The 19,017-nt window shown below is 66.5% G+C and carries 16 protein-coding genes; 15 read left to right on the forward strand and 1 reads right to left on the reverse strand.

Features of this window, described 5'->3' with window-relative positions; all coding sequences use genetic code 11:
* Window positions 1–415 precede the first annotated feature (415 nt).
* Window positions 416–1,096, forward strand: a complete 681-nt coding sequence (locus SREC43747_RS0113360) for a hypothetical protein (RefSeq protein ID WP_029721776.1) — start codon at window positions 416–418, stop codon at window positions 1,094–1,096.
* Between the two features lie 240 nt (window positions 1,097–1,336).
* Here the strand turns inward: SREC43747_RS0113360 and SREC43747_RS19860 are convergent, their stop codons facing one another.
* Window positions 1,337–1,948: a winged helix-turn-helix domain-containing protein gene (locus SREC43747_RS19860; RefSeq protein WP_081722585.1), complete on the reverse strand. Its 612-nt coding sequence runs from the start codon at window positions 1,946–1,948 to the stop codon at window positions 1,337–1,339.
* 1,127 nt (window positions 1,949–3,075) lie between these two features.
* On the opposite strand from SREC43747_RS19860, the gene SREC43747_RS0113370 reads away from it, so the two are divergent.
* From SREC43747_RS0113370 to SREC43747_RS0113440, 14 genes are all read left to right on the forward strand, one after another.
* Window positions 3,076–3,612 carry an NADPH-dependent FMN reductase gene (locus tag SREC43747_RS0113370; protein WP_051388012.1) on the forward strand — a complete coding sequence of 179 codons (537 nt, stop codon included), beginning with the start codon at window positions 3,076–3,078 and terminating at the stop codon, window positions 3,610–3,612.
* A gap of 282 nt (window positions 3,613–3,894) precedes the next feature.
* Window positions 3,895–4,455 carry an NADPH-dependent FMN reductase gene (gene ssuE / locus SREC43747_RS0113375; RefSeq protein WP_029721779.1) on the forward strand — a complete coding sequence of 187 codons (561 nt, stop codon included), beginning with the start codon at window positions 3,895–3,897 and terminating at the stop codon, window positions 4,453–4,455.
* 49 nt (window positions 4,456–4,504) lie between these two features.
* A complete protein-coding gene (locus SREC43747_RS0113380; RefSeq protein ID WP_029721780.1) occupies window positions 4,505–5,674 on the forward strand; it encodes an LLM class flavin-dependent oxidoreductase in 1,170 nt (389 codons plus the stop codon).
* A 324-nt stretch (window positions 5,675–5,998) separates the two neighbouring features.
* Window positions 5,999–6,847, forward strand: coding sequence for an ABC transporter permease (locus SREC43747_RS0113385; RefSeq protein WP_029721781.1), 849 nt, complete (start codon window positions 5,999–6,001; stop codon window positions 6,845–6,847).
* Window positions 6,823–7,518, forward strand: coding sequence for an ABC transporter ATP-binding protein (locus tag SREC43747_RS0113390; RefSeq protein WP_029721782.1), 696 nt, complete (start codon window positions 6,823–6,825; stop codon window positions 7,516–7,518). Before SREC43747_RS0113385 ends, SREC43747_RS0113390 begins: the two co-directional genes overlap by 25 nt.
* Window positions 7,508–8,518: an ABC transporter substrate-binding protein gene (locus SREC43747_RS0113395; protein WP_029721783.1), complete on the forward strand. Its 1,011-nt coding sequence runs from the start codon at window positions 7,508–7,510 to the stop codon at window positions 8,516–8,518. The genes SREC43747_RS0113390 and SREC43747_RS0113395 overlap by 11 nt, the downstream gene beginning before the upstream one ends.
* On the forward strand, window positions 8,515–9,627 hold the full coding sequence (locus tag SREC43747_RS0113400) for an LLM class flavin-dependent oxidoreductase (protein WP_029721784.1): 1,113 nt from the start codon (window positions 8,515–8,517) through the stop codon (window positions 9,625–9,627). Before SREC43747_RS0113395 ends, SREC43747_RS0113400 begins: the two co-directional genes overlap by 4 nt.
* A 587-nt stretch (window positions 9,628–10,214) precedes the next feature.
* Window positions 10,215–11,342, forward strand: a complete 1,128-nt coding sequence (gene sfnG, locus SREC43747_RS0113410) for a dimethylsulfone monooxygenase SfnG (protein ID WP_029721785.1) — start codon at window positions 10,215–10,217, stop codon at window positions 11,340–11,342.
* A gap of 49 nt (window positions 11,343–11,391) precedes the next feature.
* Window positions 11,392–12,612 carry an acyl-CoA dehydrogenase family protein gene (locus tag SREC43747_RS0113415; RefSeq protein WP_029721786.1) on the forward strand — a complete coding sequence of 407 codons (1,221 nt, stop codon included), beginning with the start codon at window positions 11,392–11,394 and terminating at the stop codon, window positions 12,610–12,612.
* Window positions 12,613–12,699: 87 nt separating this feature from the next.
* Window positions 12,700–13,905 (forward strand): SfnB family sulfur acquisition oxidoreductase, encoded by a 1,206-nt coding sequence (locus SREC43747_RS0113420; protein WP_029721787.1) that lies wholly within the window; start codon window positions 12,700–12,702, stop codon window positions 13,903–13,905.
* 252 nt (window positions 13,906–14,157) lie between these two features.
* Window positions 14,158–14,718, forward strand: a complete 561-nt coding sequence (ssuE, locus tag SREC43747_RS0113425) for an NADPH-dependent FMN reductase (RefSeq protein ID WP_029721788.1) — start codon at window positions 14,158–14,160, stop codon at window positions 14,716–14,718.
* A complete protein-coding gene (locus SREC43747_RS0113430; protein ID WP_029721789.1) occupies window positions 14,715–16,130 on the forward strand; it encodes an LLM class flavin-dependent oxidoreductase in 1,416 nt (471 codons plus the stop codon). Before ssuE (SREC43747_RS0113425) ends, SREC43747_RS0113430 begins: the two co-directional genes overlap by 4 nt.
* A 71-nt stretch (window positions 16,131–16,201) precedes the next feature.
* On the forward strand, window positions 16,202–17,551 hold the full coding sequence (locus SREC43747_RS0113435) for an LLM class flavin-dependent oxidoreductase (protein WP_029721790.1): 1,350 nt from the start codon (window positions 16,202–16,204) through the stop codon (window positions 17,549–17,551).
* A 103-nt stretch (window positions 17,552–17,654) separates the two neighbouring features.
* On the forward strand, window positions 17,655–18,902 hold the full coding sequence (locus tag SREC43747_RS0113440) for an acyl-CoA dehydrogenase family protein (RefSeq protein WP_152528417.1): 1,248 nt from the start codon (window positions 17,655–17,657) through the stop codon (window positions 18,900–18,902).
* Window positions 18,903–19,017: the final 115 nt, after the last annotated feature.

The raw sequence follows: 19,017 nt of genomic DNA on the forward strand, positions 1-19,017 counted from the left end.
CCTGCTCGACGCGTTCCGCTGGTTCCCAAGCCAGCAGCACTCGCCCCAGTGAGGTGGCGTGCGCCGCCACGCGGGTGCCCGGGGACACGGTCACGCTCAACACCCGTCGTACCGAGAAGGGGTTCCGCGACATCACGGTGGATGTGGCGCAGCGCAGAGCGGAGCGGTGCGGCGCTGCTGGCACTGGTGGGCCTCCTTCCTGAGCACCTGCTCACCCTGACGGCGGCGGTTGGCCGGGCGCAGCGGTTCGCGCAGCTGTCCCGGTCGTCCGCTGTCGCCCGCTTGACCGAGGTGCGGGAGGTGCTGAGCGCACCCGCTCAACTCATCCGAAAGGGCTATATTGCTCCGTTTGGCTGCCTCGACCCAGCCGGGTGGGTGATCTTGTCGGGAGCAAGATCATCAATTGGGGAGGGTCATGTCGCTGATCGGCTTTCGAAGCAGGCCGGACGGAACCAAGTACCCCATCCACGCCCCGAAGGGGCGCGGCGGGACCGCTGCGGTCGCAGTGGGAACAGCGCTGTTGATGGCCGCCGGTGGAGGAGGTGCCGGCACCGCCACGCTCGCCGGCTCGATCGGGAGCTCTTCCGCTGTTTCCGCGGCAGAATCCGCTGTGATCAGGGGAATCCGGGCCAACCTGTCGAAAGCCAAGCAGACGGCCCGGTCGGGCAAACCGAAGCAGGCGTGGCGGCAGCTGGGGCTGCGGCAAGGCCGCAAACACGCCGATGGGCGAGCTGCTTGTTGGGCGTTGTCCTTCGGGGAGGTGCAGGAGTTCTTCCTCCGCAAGCCGTGCCAGCAGTTGGACCGCCTCCAATTCGAGGTGACCGATGACAACGGCAACGCGATGGCCGTGCTGGTTTCCCGAGTTAAGATGCCCCGATCCCGAGACGCCTACTCGTTCAAGCGGCTCATCGATGTGCACGGGACCGGCGACATCAGGCCGGTGCTGCCGGATGTGCACTTCACCGGGCACCACTACGACTCCGAGGTCAGCGGCCGAAGCGTGATCGTGGCCGAAACCGAGCCGTTGCGGGGAAATCCGTCCGACCAGTTGCTGGAAACTGTTGCTGAGGCCGCTGTTGCGTTCGTCCCGAGGTGAGCGATTGCCGTTTCGACTGCTGCGCGCGGAGTGGAACTGACCGGGATTGCGGCAGAGTGGGGTGCGGCCGGCGAAGGCGACGATCGAACTGATCGGGTCCCGGGAATCGGCGAATCGCGCACTCGCCACCGCCACCTGTTCCGCGCTGCCGCATTTCCACCGAGCGGGTAGCGCTCGGCGCTGCCCCAGCAGCCCGCGGCGCCGGGCGGTTCGCGACACGATCCACCACGACTTCGGGAGTCAGCCGACGTCGGCTTGGTGGAAGGCGGGGCGGAGCCTGCCGCCGGCTGGTGCGTCCGGCTCCTGCTGGACTCCTTCGGAGTCGATGACGACTTCGTCGGTCGCGTCGAACCGGTACCCGACACCCCGCACGGTGGTGATCAAGTCGAGGTCATTGCCGAGCTTCCTGCGCAGGCGCCGAATGTGCACGTCGATGGTTCGGGTGGACACCGTGTGTTCGTAGCCCCAAACCGCTCGCAGTATTTCCTGGCGGTTGTGGACTTTTTGCGGACGCTGCGCCAAGAACAGCAGGAGGTCGAACTCCATTTTGGTCAACGCCACTTGAACGCCGTCGCGGATGACGACTCGAGAAGCGGGGTGGATCTTCACGCGAGGTTCGGGACGGGTGGCCGGATCGGGCAGGTGAGCCACCTCGGAAGGCAGTGCCATCGGCCTGCGTCGCACTCGGATGCCCGGTTTCGAACCGGATCCCACGATGGCTTGCAGTTGCTGAACGATGGAAGCCCCCACTTCGTCGAGCTCGTCGTGCGAGACGGTGATCTGAGCGGTCACTTCGATCGTCATGCTGCTCTTGGCGTTGTGGGATCGTGCGGCCACTGGATTCGCAGGCATAGGGATCTCTCGCTTTCACGTGGTCGGTGTCGACGTACTGCGCCGCGCGGAAGACCAGTGCGCGGAGCTGTCAGGTGCACGCGCTCCCACCTGGATCGATTGCTCCGCTGACGTCCGCAGCAGGCGGTCGATGAACGGGAAGACAGCAGGAGGCCGACTGGGTCAGCGCTTCCAACGCGGAGGTGACGGGCTCAGCGGTAGCAGGAACACGCTGCTGAAGCGACCCACCGCAGGTCGATGTGAGCGCGTCGTACGAGCGTTGTCCCCAGCCCCATGGTTCGGATGGAAGCACCGGAGCGGAAGATCGTCAACGACGACCACCTAATGGGACAAATGCGCTGATCGGAGGAATGGAATGGCGACTTCTGGGCCTCCCGCGAATTGCTGATCGCGATGTGCTGCAGGACGCTGCGATGCAGCTGGAGTCGGCAATCCGCTTCCCCTGTCGCGAACAGCTGCTTTTCGAGCGGGAACGGTCTGCTGAGCCAGAGGGAGCAGCGCGTGGTGCTTTCCAATGACGGTTCTTCTCCCCCATGGGGCTTCGGTGCTGCGATCGGAGGAACCTGGGGAGGCGCTGAGCCTTTCCTGGAACAAGGGGATCTCGCGGGAGGCGCCCGGGCGTCCTGCGGTGGCCGATGCCGTGTCCTGCGGGAAAGCAGCTGGTGAGTCGTCGTTCCGGTGGGCCGGAAGCTGCCGCACTTGCGCGGTGGAGGGGAAGCGGCGCAGAAGTTCCACAGAGCGGACGGGTGTTGACAGGTCAGGAATCCGGTGCTGGTATCAGCGCCATGACATCTGGCTCGCTGCTCGTCCAGCGTGCGCACATCGATCTGCTGCGAATCGCCTCTTCGGGCTGTCCCAGCAGCTGAGCTGCGCGGTTGTCCGAGCTGTCGATGTTCGAGGAATCGCCCGGGGACGAACGTCATACGGCGCGGTCGGCATCGAACGGTGAGCGAAGTCCTGCTCCTGGCGGAGTGGGCCAGGTCTCTGCCGGCTTTTCCCAACAGCGAGGACGACGACTCAGCGCGCGGTGAGAGCTCCCTCTGCCCATCCCGCTTCTCGGTGTTGCTCGCCCCTTCCTGCTCCGGGACGGTTCTGCGGAGCAGGTGTGTCCGGAGGGACGAAGTCGCATGTCCGATGTCGTCATCGTCGCCAGCAGTCCTGGTGAGCGGTCCCGCCTGGAGGCGGTCACGAATGCCGTTCGCGACGCCTTGGTCGAAGCAGGTCTCCCGGTGCGCGTGCTGCAGTTGCGCGACTTGCCGGAATCCGCCTTGCTGGCCGGAGACCGCGCGCATCCTCGGGTGAGGTGGAGCCGGTTGCTGCTTGCCGGGGCATCGGCCGTTGTCGTGGTGACACCGTGCTACGAGCGCGCGGGGAGCGCGCTCGTGCACTCGTGGCTCGAGCTCGTCGCACCGGACTTGACCGGCGTGTTGCAGGTGGTCGGGCTCGGTGCCTTCCGAGCGCATTCGAGTGGGCTCGATGCGGCGTTCGCGACTGCGGTGGGCGGCATGAGCCGTCTTCCCGCTTGTTTCCTGCTGGACAAGTGGTTGCTCCCCGAGGCGGACCGGTGGCGGTTGGGGGCTGCAGCTGCTGCTCGGATTTCGGCTTGCGCGAGAACGCTGGTGGCTGAGCTGGATCCGGGATTCGCCGCTCGACTCGCGTCCTGACGAAGGGACCGGGCGGGCAACGCAATCACCGTCTCACTCAGTAAGAGGTGGTGGCGCACATGCCAAGAAACTGTATTTTGTTTATCGACTTTGAAGAAAAGTTGACCGAGCTCGTCCGGAGGGCATCACCAAGAGCTGACCGGCAGGCGCGTTCCAGTGCCATGACGACAAGGACGTCGTGAACCTCCCACTGCAGCCGGCCAGTCCAAATCCCAGTGCGAGATCGCCAAGACGGCTCGCACTCCGGCCAAGTTGACAACTCTCGCACCACGAGGAGCACCCGTGTCCAACGTCCTCGTCATCACCGGAAGTCCATCGCCCACGTCGAAAACCGAGCGCGTGGGGGAGTACGTCGCGCGGCGCATCAGCTCATCCGGATGGAGCACCGACCAGTTGCGCTTGCGCACGCTGCCCGCCGCCGCTCTGCTCAGTGCTGACACTGGCCACCCGCAGATCGCCGACGCGGTCGCGCAGGTCGCTGAAGCCCGCGGAATCGTCCTCGCCACCCCGACCTACAAGGCCGCGTACTCGGGGCTGCTGAAGACGTTCCTGGACCTCTTGCCGCAATACGCCTTCGCCGGCAAAGCGGTGCTTCCCCTGGCCACTGGAGGGACCACGGCGCACGTGCTCGCCCTCGACTACGGGCTGCGCCCGGTGGTGCACTCGCTGGGGGCCCGGCACGTCGTGCAGAGCTTCTTCCTGCTGGACAAGCATTTGTCCATTGAGGATGGAAATGTGGTGATCGACCCCGCCAGCGCTTCCCCGCTCGACGACGTGCTGGAGCAGTTCCACAAGGCGCTCCACGGCGTTCCGCACGACACGGTGCTCGGTCGATCGGCTTAGCCATCACCTCGGAAGCGCAGAGCCCGCCACGAAATTCGGAGAGGATCCCATGACACTGCAATTCCACTGGTTCTTGCCCACCTACGGCGACAGCCGGTACCTCGTCGGCGGCGGTCACGGAGTGGCCACCACGCACGCGGGCAGCGCCCGCCCGGCGACGCTGAGCTATCTCGGGCAGATCGCGCGCAGCGCGGAACAGCTCGGCTTCGTGGGAGCGCTGACCCCCACCGGAGCGTGGTGCGAGGACGCGTGGTTGTCCACGGCGATGCTGACCGAGGTGACCGAGCGGTTGAAGTTCCTGGTGGCCTTCCGCCCCGGTCTGATGTCGCCCACGCTGGCCGCTCAAATGGCCGCCACGTTCCAACGGCACTCGCGCGGGCGTCTGCTGCTCAACGTCGTCACCGGTGGGGAGAGCAGCGAGCAGCGCGCCTACGGCGACTTCCTCAACAAGGAGGAGCGCTACGCCCGCTGCGGTGAATTCCTGCACGTCGTGCGAGCGCTGTGGCGCAAGGAGCGGGTCGATTTCGAGGGGGAGCACATCCGCGTCGAGGGCGCCGAGTTGAACCGGGTGCCGAACCCCGTGCCCCCGCTGTACTTCGGCGGTTCTTCGGCCGCGGCAGGTGAGGTCGCTGCCCGGCACGTCGACATGTACTTGACCTGGGGCGAACCGCCTCAGCAGGTCGCGGAGAAGGTGCGGTGGATCCGCGAGCTGGCTGCTCAGCACGGGCGCACCCCGCGCTTCGGCATCCGGCTGCACGTGATCAGCCGCGACACCAGCGAGCAGGCCTGGGCGGAGGCGCAGCGGTTGTTGGACGCCTTGGACCCGGAGACCATCGCCCGCGTTCAGGCGGGTCTGGCGCGCAGCGAGTCCGAGGGGCAGCGCAGGATGCGGGAGTTGCACGGGGGTTCCACCGCCAACCTGGAGGTCTACCCCAACCTGTGGGCGGGAGTCGGCTTGGTCCGCGGAGGCGCGGGCACCGCACTGGTCGGCAGCCACGCCGAGGTCGCCGAGCGGATCGAGGAGTACCACGCGGTGGGGATCGACGAGTTCGTGCTCTCCGGTCACCCGCACCTGGAAGAGGCCTACTGGTTCGGCGAAGGCGTGCTGCCGCTGTTGGAGCGCAAGGGGCTGTGGCGTCATCCCGCGGGAACGGGGGAGTCCGATCAGGTGAGCATTCCGTTCGCCGGATCTCCGTCGCAGCTCGCCACCACGTCGTGAGCTGACCGGAGGTGCTGGAGCTCTACCGGTTGCGGCAGCCGCGAGTCGTGCAGGGGCGGGACCGGGCCTGGTGATCGGCGGCCGTCTTCCCGGTGTCGACCACCGGTGTCCGCGCTCGTGGCCGTTCTCGGCGGTTCGCGCGACGTTCCGGCGTTGTGCTCCTGTCGTGCGCGATCTCGCGCGAGCCCCTGGCCGAGGGTTGATTTCCGCTCGTGGCAACGCTTTCCCGGCACATGGGAGCGCTGTCCGTTCGTCGAGCAAAACTGTACTTTTTCGATTGACTTAGTGGCGAATTGGCGCTGTTGTGCGTCGAGGGGAGGATCGATGTCCGTTACCACCGCGCCCCCGGTGGCCGCTGAGAAGGAGCCGAGGGCGCCTGCACCCGGCGGGGAGCCACCTCGCCGCCGGTGGCGGTGGAGTCCGAACCAGCTGCGCAGGTGGATCAGCCCCATCGCCTTGGTGGCGATCTGGCAGATCGCCAGCGGCACCGGTGTGCTGCCCCCGGACAAGCTGGCCGCGCCGGACGTGATCGTGCGCTCGGCTTGGGACCTGGCCGTGTCCGGGGAGCTGGGCGAACACCTCGTCACCTCGCTGAGCCGAGTGGCGATCGGGTTGGTGATCGGGGTGACCATCGGACTCGCGGCCGCTCTGCTCTCGGGCCTCTCCGGCTGGGGTAACGACTTGGTGGATCCACCGCTGCAAATGCTGCGAACGCTGCCGCACCTGGGGCTGGTGCCGCTGTTCATCCTGTGGTTCGGCATCGGGGAGACGCCGAAGATCGCCCTGATCGCACTGGGGGTCGTCTTCCCGATCTACCTCAACGTGCACGGGGCCATCCGCGGAGTCGACCCGAAACTGCTGGAAGCGACCTCGGTGCTCGGGTTCACCCGGGCCCAGCGGATCCGGCACGTGGTGTTGCCGTCCGCTCTGCCGAACGCGCTGATCGGGCTGCGGCAAGGGCTGGGCATCGCGTGGCTGTCGCTGATCATCGGTGAACAGGTCAACACCGAAAGCGGCATCGGATTCATGATCAACAACGCTCGGGAGTTCCTGCGCACCGACATCATCGTCGTGGGTCTGCTGATCTACGCAGCTCTCGGCCTGATCACCGACGCACTGGTGCGGTTGCTGGAGAGGAGGGCGCTGCGGTGGCGGCTGAACGCGCTGCGGTGACGGTGCGCGGCCTGGTCAAGGGATTCGGCGAAAAGCGAGTGCTGGACCAGCTGGACCTGGACATCCGTGCGGGCGAATTCGTGGCACTGCTGGGGCGCAGCGGTTCGGGGAAATCGACCTTGCTGCGCATCCTGGCCGGCCTGGACCGCGACGTCGAAGGAGAAGTGCAGGTCCCGGACACGGTTTCGGTGGCCTTCCAAGAGCCGAGGCTGCTGCCGTGGCGGAAAGTCGCGGAGAACGTGTGGCTGGGCTTGCGCGACCCGGAACGCGAGGAGATCGCTCGCCGAATGCTGGCCGAAGTCGGTCTCGCGGAGCACGAAGACGCCTGGCCGCTGACGCTGTCCGGCGGGCAAGCGCAACGCGTTTCCCTCGCCAGGGCCTTGGTTCGAGAACCAGAACTCCTGCTGTTGGACGAGCCTTTCGGCGCGCTGGACGCGTTGACGCGGCTGTCGATGCACGTGCTGGTGCGCCGGTTGTGGGAGGCGCACCGCCCGGCGGTGCTGCTGGTGACCCACGACGTCGACGAAGCGCTCGCGTTGGCGGACCGGACCTTGGTGCTGACCGACGGACGCATTTCGGCCGAATATGCGCGGCCGAGCACTGAACAGGAGTTGCCCGCGCTGCGCACGCGCGTGCTCAACGAGCTAGGAGTGCAGACCCATGCTGCGTGACAAGGTGCTTCGAATCGCGGCGGTGCTGCTGTCGACAGTGGTGCTGGGCGCGTGCGGGAGCGTCACCAAGACACCGGAAAAAGCAACCGTTCCGCCACCGGTGCCACCGGAGCAGCTCACCGACGTGGTGCTCAAGGTGGGGGACCAGAAGGGGAACCAGCGGTCCTTGCTGGCCGCGGCGAACTTGCTGGACACGCCCTACCGCATCGAGTGGTCGACGTTCACCTCGGGCCCTCCGCTGCTGGAAGCGGTCGCGGCCGGGGCGGTCGACGTCGGAGGCGTGGGCAACACGCCACCGCTGTTCGCGGCAGCTGCCGGCTCCCCGATCTCGATCGTGTCCGCGGCGAAGCAGGACCCGGTGTCCGATGCGGTCCTGGTTCCGCAGGACTCGCCGCTGCGCTTACCAGCCGATCTGCGCGGCAAGCGGATCGGGGTGGCCAAGGGCAGCTCCGCGCACGGAAACCTGCTCAACATCCTGAGCGAGGCGGAAATCCCCATCGACGAGGTCGACATCGCGTTCATGCAACCGGCCGAAGCTTACTCGGCTTTCTCGCAAGGGCAGATCGACGCGTGGGCGGTGTGGGACCCCTACACGGCACAAGCCGAACTGCAAGCCAACGCGAGAGTGCTCGTCGACGGGCGGGGAACCTCCAACGGCTACTCGTTCGAAGTCGCTTCGAACAAGGCCCTGGAGGATCCGGCCAAGAACGCGGCGATCGCCGACTTCGTCGTCCGGCTGGCCAAAGCCCAGCACTACAACGCCACCCACCCCGAGGAACGGGCGAAGGTGTGGACCGAAGAGACGGGGGGGCCCATCGAGGTCACGCGACTGGCAGCTGAGCGGCGTCACCAGGTTCCGGTGCCGATGGACCAAGCCCTGGTGGATTCCGAGCAGCAGCTGGTGGACGCCTTCGTGGAAGCCCGCGTGATCCCAACGAAATTCCGGTTCGAAGACTTCGTCGACCGGCGCTACGAACAGCAGGTGGTGACTGCGAGATGAACTTGGTCCTGCATTGGTTCCTCCCCACGCACGGGGACGGGCGATCGGTTGTCGACCGGCCGCACGTGACCGCTGCGGCAACCGCGGCCCCGCGCCAACCCGACATCGACTACTTGGCCCAGGTCGCGCAAGCCGCCGAGCACCTCGGCTTCACCGGGATGCTCACCCCGACGGGAAGCTGGTGCCAGGACTCCTGGGTGACCACAGCGGCCTTGCTCGCCCGCACCCGGCGCATCAAATTCCTGGTCGCTTTTCGGCCCGGCGTGCTCAGCCCAACGCTGGCAGCGCAAATGGCGATCACTTACCAGGAGGTGTCCGGTGGGCGTCTGCTGCTCAACGTGGTCACCGGTGGTGATTCCGTCGAGCAGCGCCGCTTCGGCGACCAGCTGGACCACGACCTGCGCTACGAGCGCACGGACGAATTCCTCGCGATCATGCGGGGCATCTGGGAACAGGGGTCGGTCGACTTCTCCGGCAAGCACTACTCGGTCCAAGACGCCACCGCGCACACCCGCCTTCCCACGCCACCGGACGTCTACTTCGGTGGATCGTCCGAAGCGGCCCTTCCGGTGGCGGCGCGTCGCGCGGACGTGTACCTGACGTGGGGCGAACCGCCGAGCGTGGTGGCAGAGAAGATCACGCGAGTGCGCCAGCTGGCCGAAGCCGAAGGTCGGACGCTGCGGTTCGGTCTTCGCGCGCACACCATCACGCGGGACAGTTCGAATGAGGCCTGGGCTACTGCGCAGCGGTTCCTCGACGACCTCGACCCTGCGGACATCGCTGCTTCGCAGGAGAAGTTCGCGAAGAGCGAGTCGGTGGGCCAACGCCGCATGGCCGCCCTGCACGGCGGTCGTACTGCTTCTGACGCTCGCCAATTGGAAGTCCACCCGGGACTGTGGGCCGGCGTGGGACTGGTCCGAGGTGGGGCCGGCACCGCGTTCGTCGGCAGCCACACCGAGGTCGCAGACCTGATCGAGGAGTACCACGCGGTGGGCATCGACGAATTCGTGCTCTCCGGATACCCGCACCTGGAAGAAGCGTACTGGTTCGGGGAGGGGGTTCGACCCGAGCTGATCAAGCGCGGTCTGCTCAAAGACTCTCCGTCGTGAGGATCTTCGACAGGAGGCGAAAAACCGCAGGAGAATTCGTCATTCCGGGTTGGTTCGCGTTGATCGACGAACAATTTCGCGCAGGATCGGTGTTGGTGTTCTGCCCATGACCGAAAAGCAGCGTTGCCATGCCTTCCAATTCTGCGCGCGTGGAATTGTGCGCCAGCGTCCACCTGTCCGGTAACACTGCAGTTTCCACCGGGAGATCCGCTCCAAGCGCGTTCTCCGGGGCCGTTTTCCCCTTCAGGGGGTTCGAAGGGCATGTCCAGGAAAATCATCGCTGTTCATCGCGGTGTGCTCGTTGTCCTCCGTTGAACGAAGCAATGAGCTTTCCCGAGATGACAAGAGGATTCATCCTTTTGGAGAAGCGGTGTCCGGTAGGTGGGACGTGGCGCTGATTCCGTTGACTGCGGAGTGAGAATTCTGTTCACATGGAATTGTGCTCATCGGAAGTCAGGTCGATGAAAACCATCCGGTGAATCCAGTCCTCGTGGACGTCCAACCGTGTTGCTGAAACCCGCTGCTGAACCACGCCTTCTGCTCGAGCACCCCTGATTTTCGTTCCGCATTTCCCTCGGAGTTCCAGCATGATCCACAATCCCCCGGACGAACCGCTGAAGTTCGCCTACTGGGTTCCCAACGTCAGCGGTGGTCTCGTCACCAGCACCATCGAACAGCGCACGAATTACAGCTTCGAGTACAACGTCGAGCTGGCCAAACTGGCTGAACAGAACGGCTTCGAATACGCCCTCAGCCAAGTGCGGTACGCCTCCAGCTACGGTGCCCAGCAGCAGCACGATCCGGCTGCGTTCAGCCTCGGCCTGCTGCTGAACACCGAGCGGCTCAGGCTCATCGTCGCCGCCCACCCCGGCCTGTGGCACCCCGGGATCTTGGCCAAGTTCGGCATCACCGCGGACATCTTGTCGCAGGGGCGGTTCGCGGTGAACATCGTCAGCGGTTGGTTCCGGGACGAGTTCACCGGGCTCGGCGAACCGTGGCTGGAGCACGACGAGCGCTACCGGCGCACCGAGGAGTTCATCCGAGTCCTGCGCGGGCTGTGGACGGAGGAGAACTTCGAATTCTCCGGAGACTTCTACCGGATCCACGGCTTCAGCCTGAGGCCGAAGCCGTTCGTGGTGCCAGGGAGGGCGCACCCGGAGATCTTCCAGGGCGGGAACTCCACCGCAGCTCGCCAGGTGGCTGGTCGAGTGGCGGATTGGTACTTCAGCAACGGAAAGGACTACGACGGGTTCACCGAGCAGGTGAAGGACGTGCGGGCCTCCGCCGCTCAGCACGGGAGGACCGTCCGCTTCGGCCTCAACGGTTTCGTCATCGCTCGTGACACCGAAGCTGAAGCGCGGGACGTGCTTCGGGAGATCGTCGACAAGGCCGACCGCGAAGCCGTGGAGGAATTCCGCAAAGCCGTGCAACAGGCCGGCAAGTCCACCGCGGACGGAAAAGGCATGTGGGCGGATTCCGAATTCGCCGACCTGGTGCAGTACAACGACGGCTTCCGCACCGGGCTCATCGGAACTCCCGAACAGATCGCTCACCGCATCGTGGAGTACAAGAAGCGCGGAGCGAACCTCCTGCTCCTCGGTTTTCTCCACTACCACGAAGAAGTCGAGTACTTCGGCAAGCACGTGCTGCCCATCGTCCGGGAACTCGAAACCGAGTTGGCCCGGACCGGCGACCCGCTCGCCGCCCACCACTGACCCGGACCAGCGGAGAACGATCGATTCTTCACCGGAACGAGGAGTTTCCATGGGGACGCAGTTGAAGTGGACGGACCAGACCCGCCCCGTCACAGCCCAGGGGTGGATCGACCGGGCTGCCGAGGTGGCAGCGTTGCTCGCGGTCGACGCCGTGGAACGGGACCGGGCCGGACGCACCCCGCACGCCGAGGTCCAGCTGCTCAAGGATTCAGGATTGGCCACCTTGCTCGGGCCGCGCGAGCACGGGGGCGGGGAGCAGACCTGGTCCACCGCGTACCGGGTGATCCGCGAAGTCTCCAAGGGCGACGGGTCGATCGGCCAACTGCTCGGCTACCACTACCTGTGGGCGTGGGCGGTCCGGCTGGTGGGCACTCCGGAGCAGATCAAAGCCGTCGAAGAGCTCTACACAAAGAACGACTACTTCTTCGGCGGAGCGGTCAACCCCCGCGACGGAGACCTGATCATCACCGAAGACGGTGATGACACCGTCTTCAACGGACGGAAGTCCTTCTCCACCGGGAGCAAGGTCTCCGACCTGACCGTGCTCGAAGGAGTGCTGGAAGGAACGGACAAGCACATCTTCGCGATCGTTCCGTCCAAGCAAGAAGGGATCGTCTTCCAAGACGATTGGGACAACCTGGGGCAGCGGCTGACCGAATCCGGCAGTGTCGAGATCCACGACGTGCGCGTTCCCTGGTCAGAAGCAGCTGGGTACGTGAACAAGGAGTTCCAGCCGCTGGTCTACAACACGCTCAACCTGCCGGCCATCCAGCTGGTCTTCGCCAACCTCTACCTGGGCATCGCCCAGGGAGCGCTGGAGGCGGCGAAGGCGTACACGACGACGAAGACCCGTCCCTGGCCCTACGGCGGGGACAACAAGGAAAGCGCCACCGAGGAGTTCTACATCCTCGAGACCTACGGTGACCTGCAGTCCAAGCTGTGGGCATCCGAAGCGCTGATCGACCAGGTGGGCATCGAACTGGAGCAGCTGCTGCACGCCGAGCGCGAGTCGGTGACCGCCGAGCAGCGCGGCGATGTCGCGGTTCGAATCGCCGCGGCCAAGCAGCGGATCATCGACATCGGATTGGAGACCACCAATCGGATCTTCGAGGTGACCGGCGCCCGTGCCACGGCCAACTCGGTCGGGCTGGACATCTACTGGCGCAACCTGCGCACCCACAGCCTGCACGACCCGGTGGCCTACAAGCGAGCCGAAGTCGGCCGGTACGTGCTCCTCGGACGCCACCCCGAACCCACCTGGTACACGTGACCGGCCGAGGAAGCCACCGGAACCCGCAGCCCCTCCCGTGCGGAAGAGCAACACCTCCCGCTCCGGCCTCGAAGGAGTGACCGAAACATGACCGTGACCACCGAATCGGCAACGGCTCACGTGGTCGAAGACGATGCCGAGGCTCTCGAGATAGCTACCTCGCTCGCCGAACGCTTCGCCGTCGATGCCGCTGCCCGGGACGCCGAGCGCCGACTGCCGCGCGTCGAGCTGGAAGAGCTGTCGGCGAGCGGACTGCTGGCCATCACCGTGCCGCGGGAACACGGGGGAGCAGAGGTCCGGGTGCGCACCCTCGTGGAAGTCTTCCGCCAATTGGCCGTCGCCGACCCGAACATCGCGCAGATCCCGCAAAGCCACTTCGTGTTCGTCAACGCGCTGCGGGAGACCGGTAGCGCTGAACAACAGCGGTTCTTCTACGGCGAGGTGCTCGCGGGGAAGCGCTTGGGCAACGCCCAAGCCGAGCGCGGCACCAAGCACGCGCAAGACGTCCGGACCAGGATCCTCCCGAGCCGCGACGGAGACCTAGTGCTCGACGGTGAGAAGGCGTACTCGACCGGTGCCCTCCTGGCGCACTGGATCCCGGTGCTGGCCAAGGACCGCTGGGGACAGCTCGTCGTCGCCTACGTGCCGCGGGAAGCCCCCGGCGTGACCGTGCTCGACGACTGGGACGGCATGGGGCAGCGGACCACCGCCAGCGGAAGCGTCCGCCTCGAACAGGTGCGAGTGCCAGCGGAGCACGTCATCCCGTACCACTGCACGTTCGACCGGCCGCAGGTGCACGGTGCGCTCTCCCAGGTGCTGCACGCAGCGATCGATGTGGGCATCGCACGCGGTGCGTTGGAAGAAGCTGGGGAATTCGTGCGAACGCGCAGCCGACCGTGGCCGGAAGCGGGGGTGGACAGCGCCGCCGAAGACCCCTTGACCATCCAGCGGTTCGGCGAACTCGCGATCCGCGTGAGCGCGGCCGAGGCCCTGCTGGACAAAGCGGGAACCGCGATCGACGAGGCGCGCGCCGACCTGAACGCGGACTCCGCTGCCGCCGCTTCGATCGCGGTCGCCACCGCCAAGGCCTTCGCCGACGAAGTCGCGGTGGAGCTCAGCAGCGCCCTGTTCGAGGTTTGCGGCACCAGATCCGCACTGGCCGCCGACAACCTCAACCGGCACTGGCGCAACGCCCGCACCCACACCCTTCACGACCCGGTCCGTTGGAAGATCCAGCACATCGGCCGCTACGTCCTCAACGGAACCCACCCACCCCGGCACAGCAAGATCTGACTTCAGCTCGGAGAAAGCTGCTTCCCACGTGCAGCGATTGGTTCGTCGAACCGGTTCGGCAGCACGACCGGCCGCGGCTCGGCCGTCGGTTTCGAGTTCGTCTCGCGACGGCCGCACCCCGGTGCTCGCGCTGACACGAGCAGGGTTCGCAGCCACCGCCAGCTGGATGCGAACCCCCGCCCCCCACCACGCGGCGAAACGCCGACCACTCCACACGGGACCGTCACCCGCTCCACGAGCCATGGAGGCAACATGTCCACCGCACTGGTCATCTCCGGTAGTCCTTCGAAAACGTCCAAGACGGAAAGGGTCGCCAGTCACCTCGTGGGACGCCTCGCCGGGGAGGGACACGCAGCCGAGCACCTGCGCTTGCGGCAGCTACCGCCCGAGTCGCTGCTCGCTGCCGACACCTCCGATCCACTGCTCGCCAACGCGGTCGAACAGGTGGAGCAAGCCGATGGGATCGTGTTGGCGACACCCACCTACAAAGCTGCCTACAGCGGTTTGCTGAAGCTGTTCCTGGACCTGCTGCCGCAGTTCGGTTTCGCCGGCAAAGCCGTGCTCCCACTGGCCACCGGGGGCACTCTCGCGCACGTCCTGGCGCTCGACTACGGGCTGCGCCCGGTGGTGCACTCGCTGGGCGCGCGGCACGTGGTGCAGAGCTTCTTCCTGCTGGACAAGCACATCACGGTCACCGGTGAGGACTTCGCGATCCACGAGGACAGCGCCGGGCCGCTCGAGGACGTGTTCCAGCAGTTCCTGAAAGCACTGGCCGGAGTACCGCACGAAACCGTCCTGGGGAGGAAGGCGTGACCGCGCACGGCCAGGAGCGGTCCGCCTCCAAGCGGATCCACCTGAACGCGTTCGACATGAGCTGCGTGGCGCACCAGTCACCGGGGTTGTGGACGCACCCCGACGACCAGGCGCACCGGTACACCGATCTCGAGTACTGGATCGAGTTGGCGGAACTGCTCGAACGCGGAGGGTTCGACTCGCTGTTCCTCGCCGACGTGCTGGGCGTCTACGACGTGTACCAGGGAACGGCCGAAGCAGCGATCCGCGGTGGCGTGCAGATTCCGGTGAACGACCCGCTGCTGGCCGTGCCCGCCATGGCCGCGGTCACCGAACACCTCGGCTTCGGCGTCACCGTGTCCCTGACCTACGAACAGCCCTACTCCTTCGCGCGCCGGATGACGACGCTCGACCACCTCACCAAGGGGCGCGTGGCCTGGAACATCGTCACCTCCTACCTGGACAGCGCGGCCCGGAACCTGGGCTTGGACGAGCAGATCTCCCACGACGAGCGGTACGAGATCGCCGAGGAGTTCCTGGAGGTCTGCTACAAGCTCTGGGAGTACTCGTGGGAGGACGACGCGGTCGTCCGCGACGCGAGCACCGGCACCTTCGCCGACCCGGCCAAGGTGCACGACATCGAGCACTTCGGGAAGTACTTCAGAGTGCCCGGCGTCTTCCTCAGCGAACCCTCCCCGCAACGGACTCCGGTGCTGTACCAGGCGGGAGCCTCCTCCCGCGGCAGGGCGTTCGCGGCCAAGCACGCCGAAGGCGTCTTCATCGCCGGCCCGCACGCCCCCGCGGTCCGAGACGCCGTCGCCGACATCCGCCGTCAAGCCGCGCAGCAGGGCAGGGACCCGCAGAGCGTGAAGTTCTTCTCCCTGGTCACGCCGATCGTCGCAGAGACCGACGAGCTCGCGGAGAACAAGTACCGCGAGTACCTCGCCCGGGCCAGCAGCGAAGGGGCACTGGTGCTCTACGGCGGTTGGAGCGGACTCGACCTCTCCCAGTACCGGCAGGACCAAGTGCTGGAGTACGTCGAGAACGACGCTCTCCGTTCGGCTGTGCACATGTTCACCAAAGCCGACCCCGACCGGAAGTGGACACCGAAGGACATCGCCCAGTTCGTCGGAATCGGGGGAATGGGGCCGGTCGTGGTCGGTTCGCCCAGCACCGTGGCCGACCAGCTGGAGCAGTGGGTCGCCGAAACCGACGTCGACGGCTTCAACATCGCCTACGCGACCACACCGGGCACGTTCGAGGACTTCGTCGAGCACGTGGTGCCGGAACTGCGCCGCCGCGGCCGGGTGCGCAGCGAGTACGAGGGGAGCACGCTGCGGGAGAACCTCTTCGGTGCAGGCCGCAAGCGGCTTCCGAACGACCACCCCGGCGCCTCCTACCAGCATTCCGCGCCCCTTTCCGCCTCGAGTTGACCAGTTGAGCGAAGACGTCCTTCTCAACCCGCCACGGGTTGAGCCCGGTTCGCAGCCGAACGGAGGAAACCATGGGGAGCCGAAGAGGACAGTTGCACCTGAACGCCTTCCTGATGGACGTGGGTCATCACGAGGCGGCGTGGCGGTTGCCGGAGAGCGACCCGACTGCGGCGACGAGAGTGGAGCACTACGTGCACCTGGCTCGCACGGCCGAGCGGGGGAAGTTCGATTCGGTGTTCCTGGCCGACAGCCCATCGCTGCGAGCGGAGGTCGGCGACCGACCGGCCGCGGCGCTCGACCCCGTGGTGCTGCTGACCGCGCTCGCCACCGCCACCAGCAGGATCGGGCTCATCGCCACCGCGTCGACCACCTACAACGAGCCGTACAACCTGGCCCGCCAGTTCGCTTCCCTGGACCACATCAGCGGAGGACGAGCCGGGTGGAACGTCGTCACCAACACGACCGCAGCGGCTGCGCGCAACTTCAACCTCGACGAACTGCCCCCGCACGCCGAGCGCTACCGGCGGGCCACCGAGTTCGTCGATGTCACCCGGAAGTTGTGGGACAGCTGGGAGGACGACGCGGAGGTGGGCGACAAGACCGGGGTGTGGGCCGACCCCGCGAAGATCCACCGGATCGCCCACCGCGGTGAGCACTTCTCGGTCGAAGGGCCGCTGAACGTGCCGCGCCCACCGCAAGGCCATCCCCTGCTGGTCCAGGCCGGATCCTCCGAAGCTGGCAAGGAGCTCGCGGCGCGGTACGCGGACGCGGTCTTCACCGCCCAGCAGACGCTGGACGAGGCGAAGGCCTTCTACGCCGACGTGAAGCAGCGAGCGCTCCAGCACGGCCGGGAACCGGAGACGATCAAAATCCTCCCCGGGCTCGTCCCGGTGGTCGGCTCCACGGTAGCGGAGGCGCGCCAGAAGGAGGATGCGCTGACGCAGCGGATCGTGCACGGGTACGCGTTGCAGCGGCTGTCCAGCACGCTGGGGATCGAACTCACCGAGGACGATCTCGACCGGCCGCTGCCCGAAGACCTCCCGGGCGAAGAGCACATCGAGGCCGGGAAGAGCCGCTACACCCTGGTCGTCGAACTGGCGCGGCGGGAGAACCTGACCGTGCGCGAGCTCATCCACCGGCTCGGAGGAGGTCGTGGGCACCGCACCTGCTCCGGCACACCGGAACAGATCGCGGACACCATCGAGCACTGGTTCAACGCCGGTGCCGCGGACGGCTTCAACATCATGCCCGCAGTTCTCCCCTCCGGGTTGGAAGATTTCGTGGATCACGTCGTGCCGCTGCTGCGCGCTCGCGGGTTGCTGCGCGAGGAGTACTCGGGCCGGACACTGCGCGAGCACTACGGCCTTGTACACCCCACCAGCCAGTTCGCGGCCCGCTCGGGTTCCGCGGCCACGCAGTGACGCACCGCGGGTTCGGCGAAGCGCTCATCCGCGAGGAACGCGCTCCACCGCCGCAGCCCGCGCACCAGCAGAGCGGATGAGAACACCGATCGGGAGGACAGCGATGGCACCAGGACCAACCGGAACAGCAACGGCCGAAGGAGCAGCGACCTCGTCCTACGAGCGGCTGGCCGCAAGATTCCGTCCGATCTTCGCCCGGATCGCCGAAAGCGCCGTGGAACGCGAGCAGCAGCGGAGGCTTCCCCGCGAGGAAGTGTCCTGGCTCAAGGAAGCGGGCTTCACCGCCGTGCGCGTCCCCGAGGAACTGGGGGGATCGGGGGCCACGCTCTCGGAACTGTTCGGCCTTCTCGTCGAGCTGGGAGAAGCGGACTCGAACCTGCCCCAATTGCTGCGCGCGCACTTCCTGGCCACCGAGGAGCAGTTGCGCCGACCGGCCTCGGAGCGGCGCGACCACTGGCTTCGGCTGATCGGCCAAGGGCTGATCTTCGGCAATGCGATCAGCGAGCGGACGGACCACGAAATCGGCCGCTTGCAAACGAAACTGGTGGAGAAGGACGGCCGGCTGCTGCTCAACGGCACCAAGTTCTACTGCACCGGCAGCTTGCTCGCCGACTGGATCACCGTTCGAGCCGAACGAGCTCCCGGGGAACTCGTCATGGTCCAGGTCCCGGCGTCAGCCCCCGGCGTCGAGCAGTACGACGACTGGGACGGCCTCGGCCAGCAGACCACGGCGAGCGGCACGGTGGAGTTCACCGATGTCGAAGTCGACCCGGAGCACGTGACCCCGTTCGTGCGCACGCACACCCCTCATACCGCGCTCGCGCAGCTCGTGCTGCTCGCTTCACTGGTCGGGGTCTGCCGGAGAGCGACCCGGGATGCGACCGAGTTCGTCCAGAAGCGCCAGCGCTCCTACAGCCACGCGAGTGCTGCACTGCCCAAGGACGACCCGCTCGTGCAGCAACTCGTCGGCAAGCTGCACAGCGCGACCTTCGCCGCGCAAGCGACGCTGGAGTCGGCGGTGCGCTCGGTGGAACGAGCGCACCGAGCCGTCCTGGCAGGCTCGGAGGTCGAGGCCGCGACGGTGCAGGGGGAGATCGATGTTTCCAAAGCCCAGGTCGTGCTCGTCGATCTGGTCCTGACCACCGTGAACCAATTGTTCGACGTGGGTGGTGCTTCCATCGTCAGCTTGCAACGGCGACTGGACCGGCATTGGCGCAACGCCCGCACGCTGGCGGTCCACAACCCGGTGCTCTACAAGGCGCGGGACGTGGGGGACCACGTCATCAACGGGAGCACACCGGTCTTCGCGTGGCTACCAGGAGCGCCTCCGGAGGAAGCAGGTGAGGCGTAGTGCCCACGCCAGGGCTGTGCATCGGACGCTCCTGCTCAGCGCAGTCGAGAACTTCCAAGCACGTCCGATCCCGAGGAGGAAGCAGAACCACCACGGGAAGCTCAGAGCGATGTCG

The organism is Saccharopolyspora rectivirgula DSM 43747 (assembly GCF_000497205.1).
Classification (GTDB): domain Bacteria; phylum Actinomycetota; class Actinomycetes; order Mycobacteriales; family Pseudonocardiaceae; genus Saccharopolyspora; species Saccharopolyspora rectivirgula.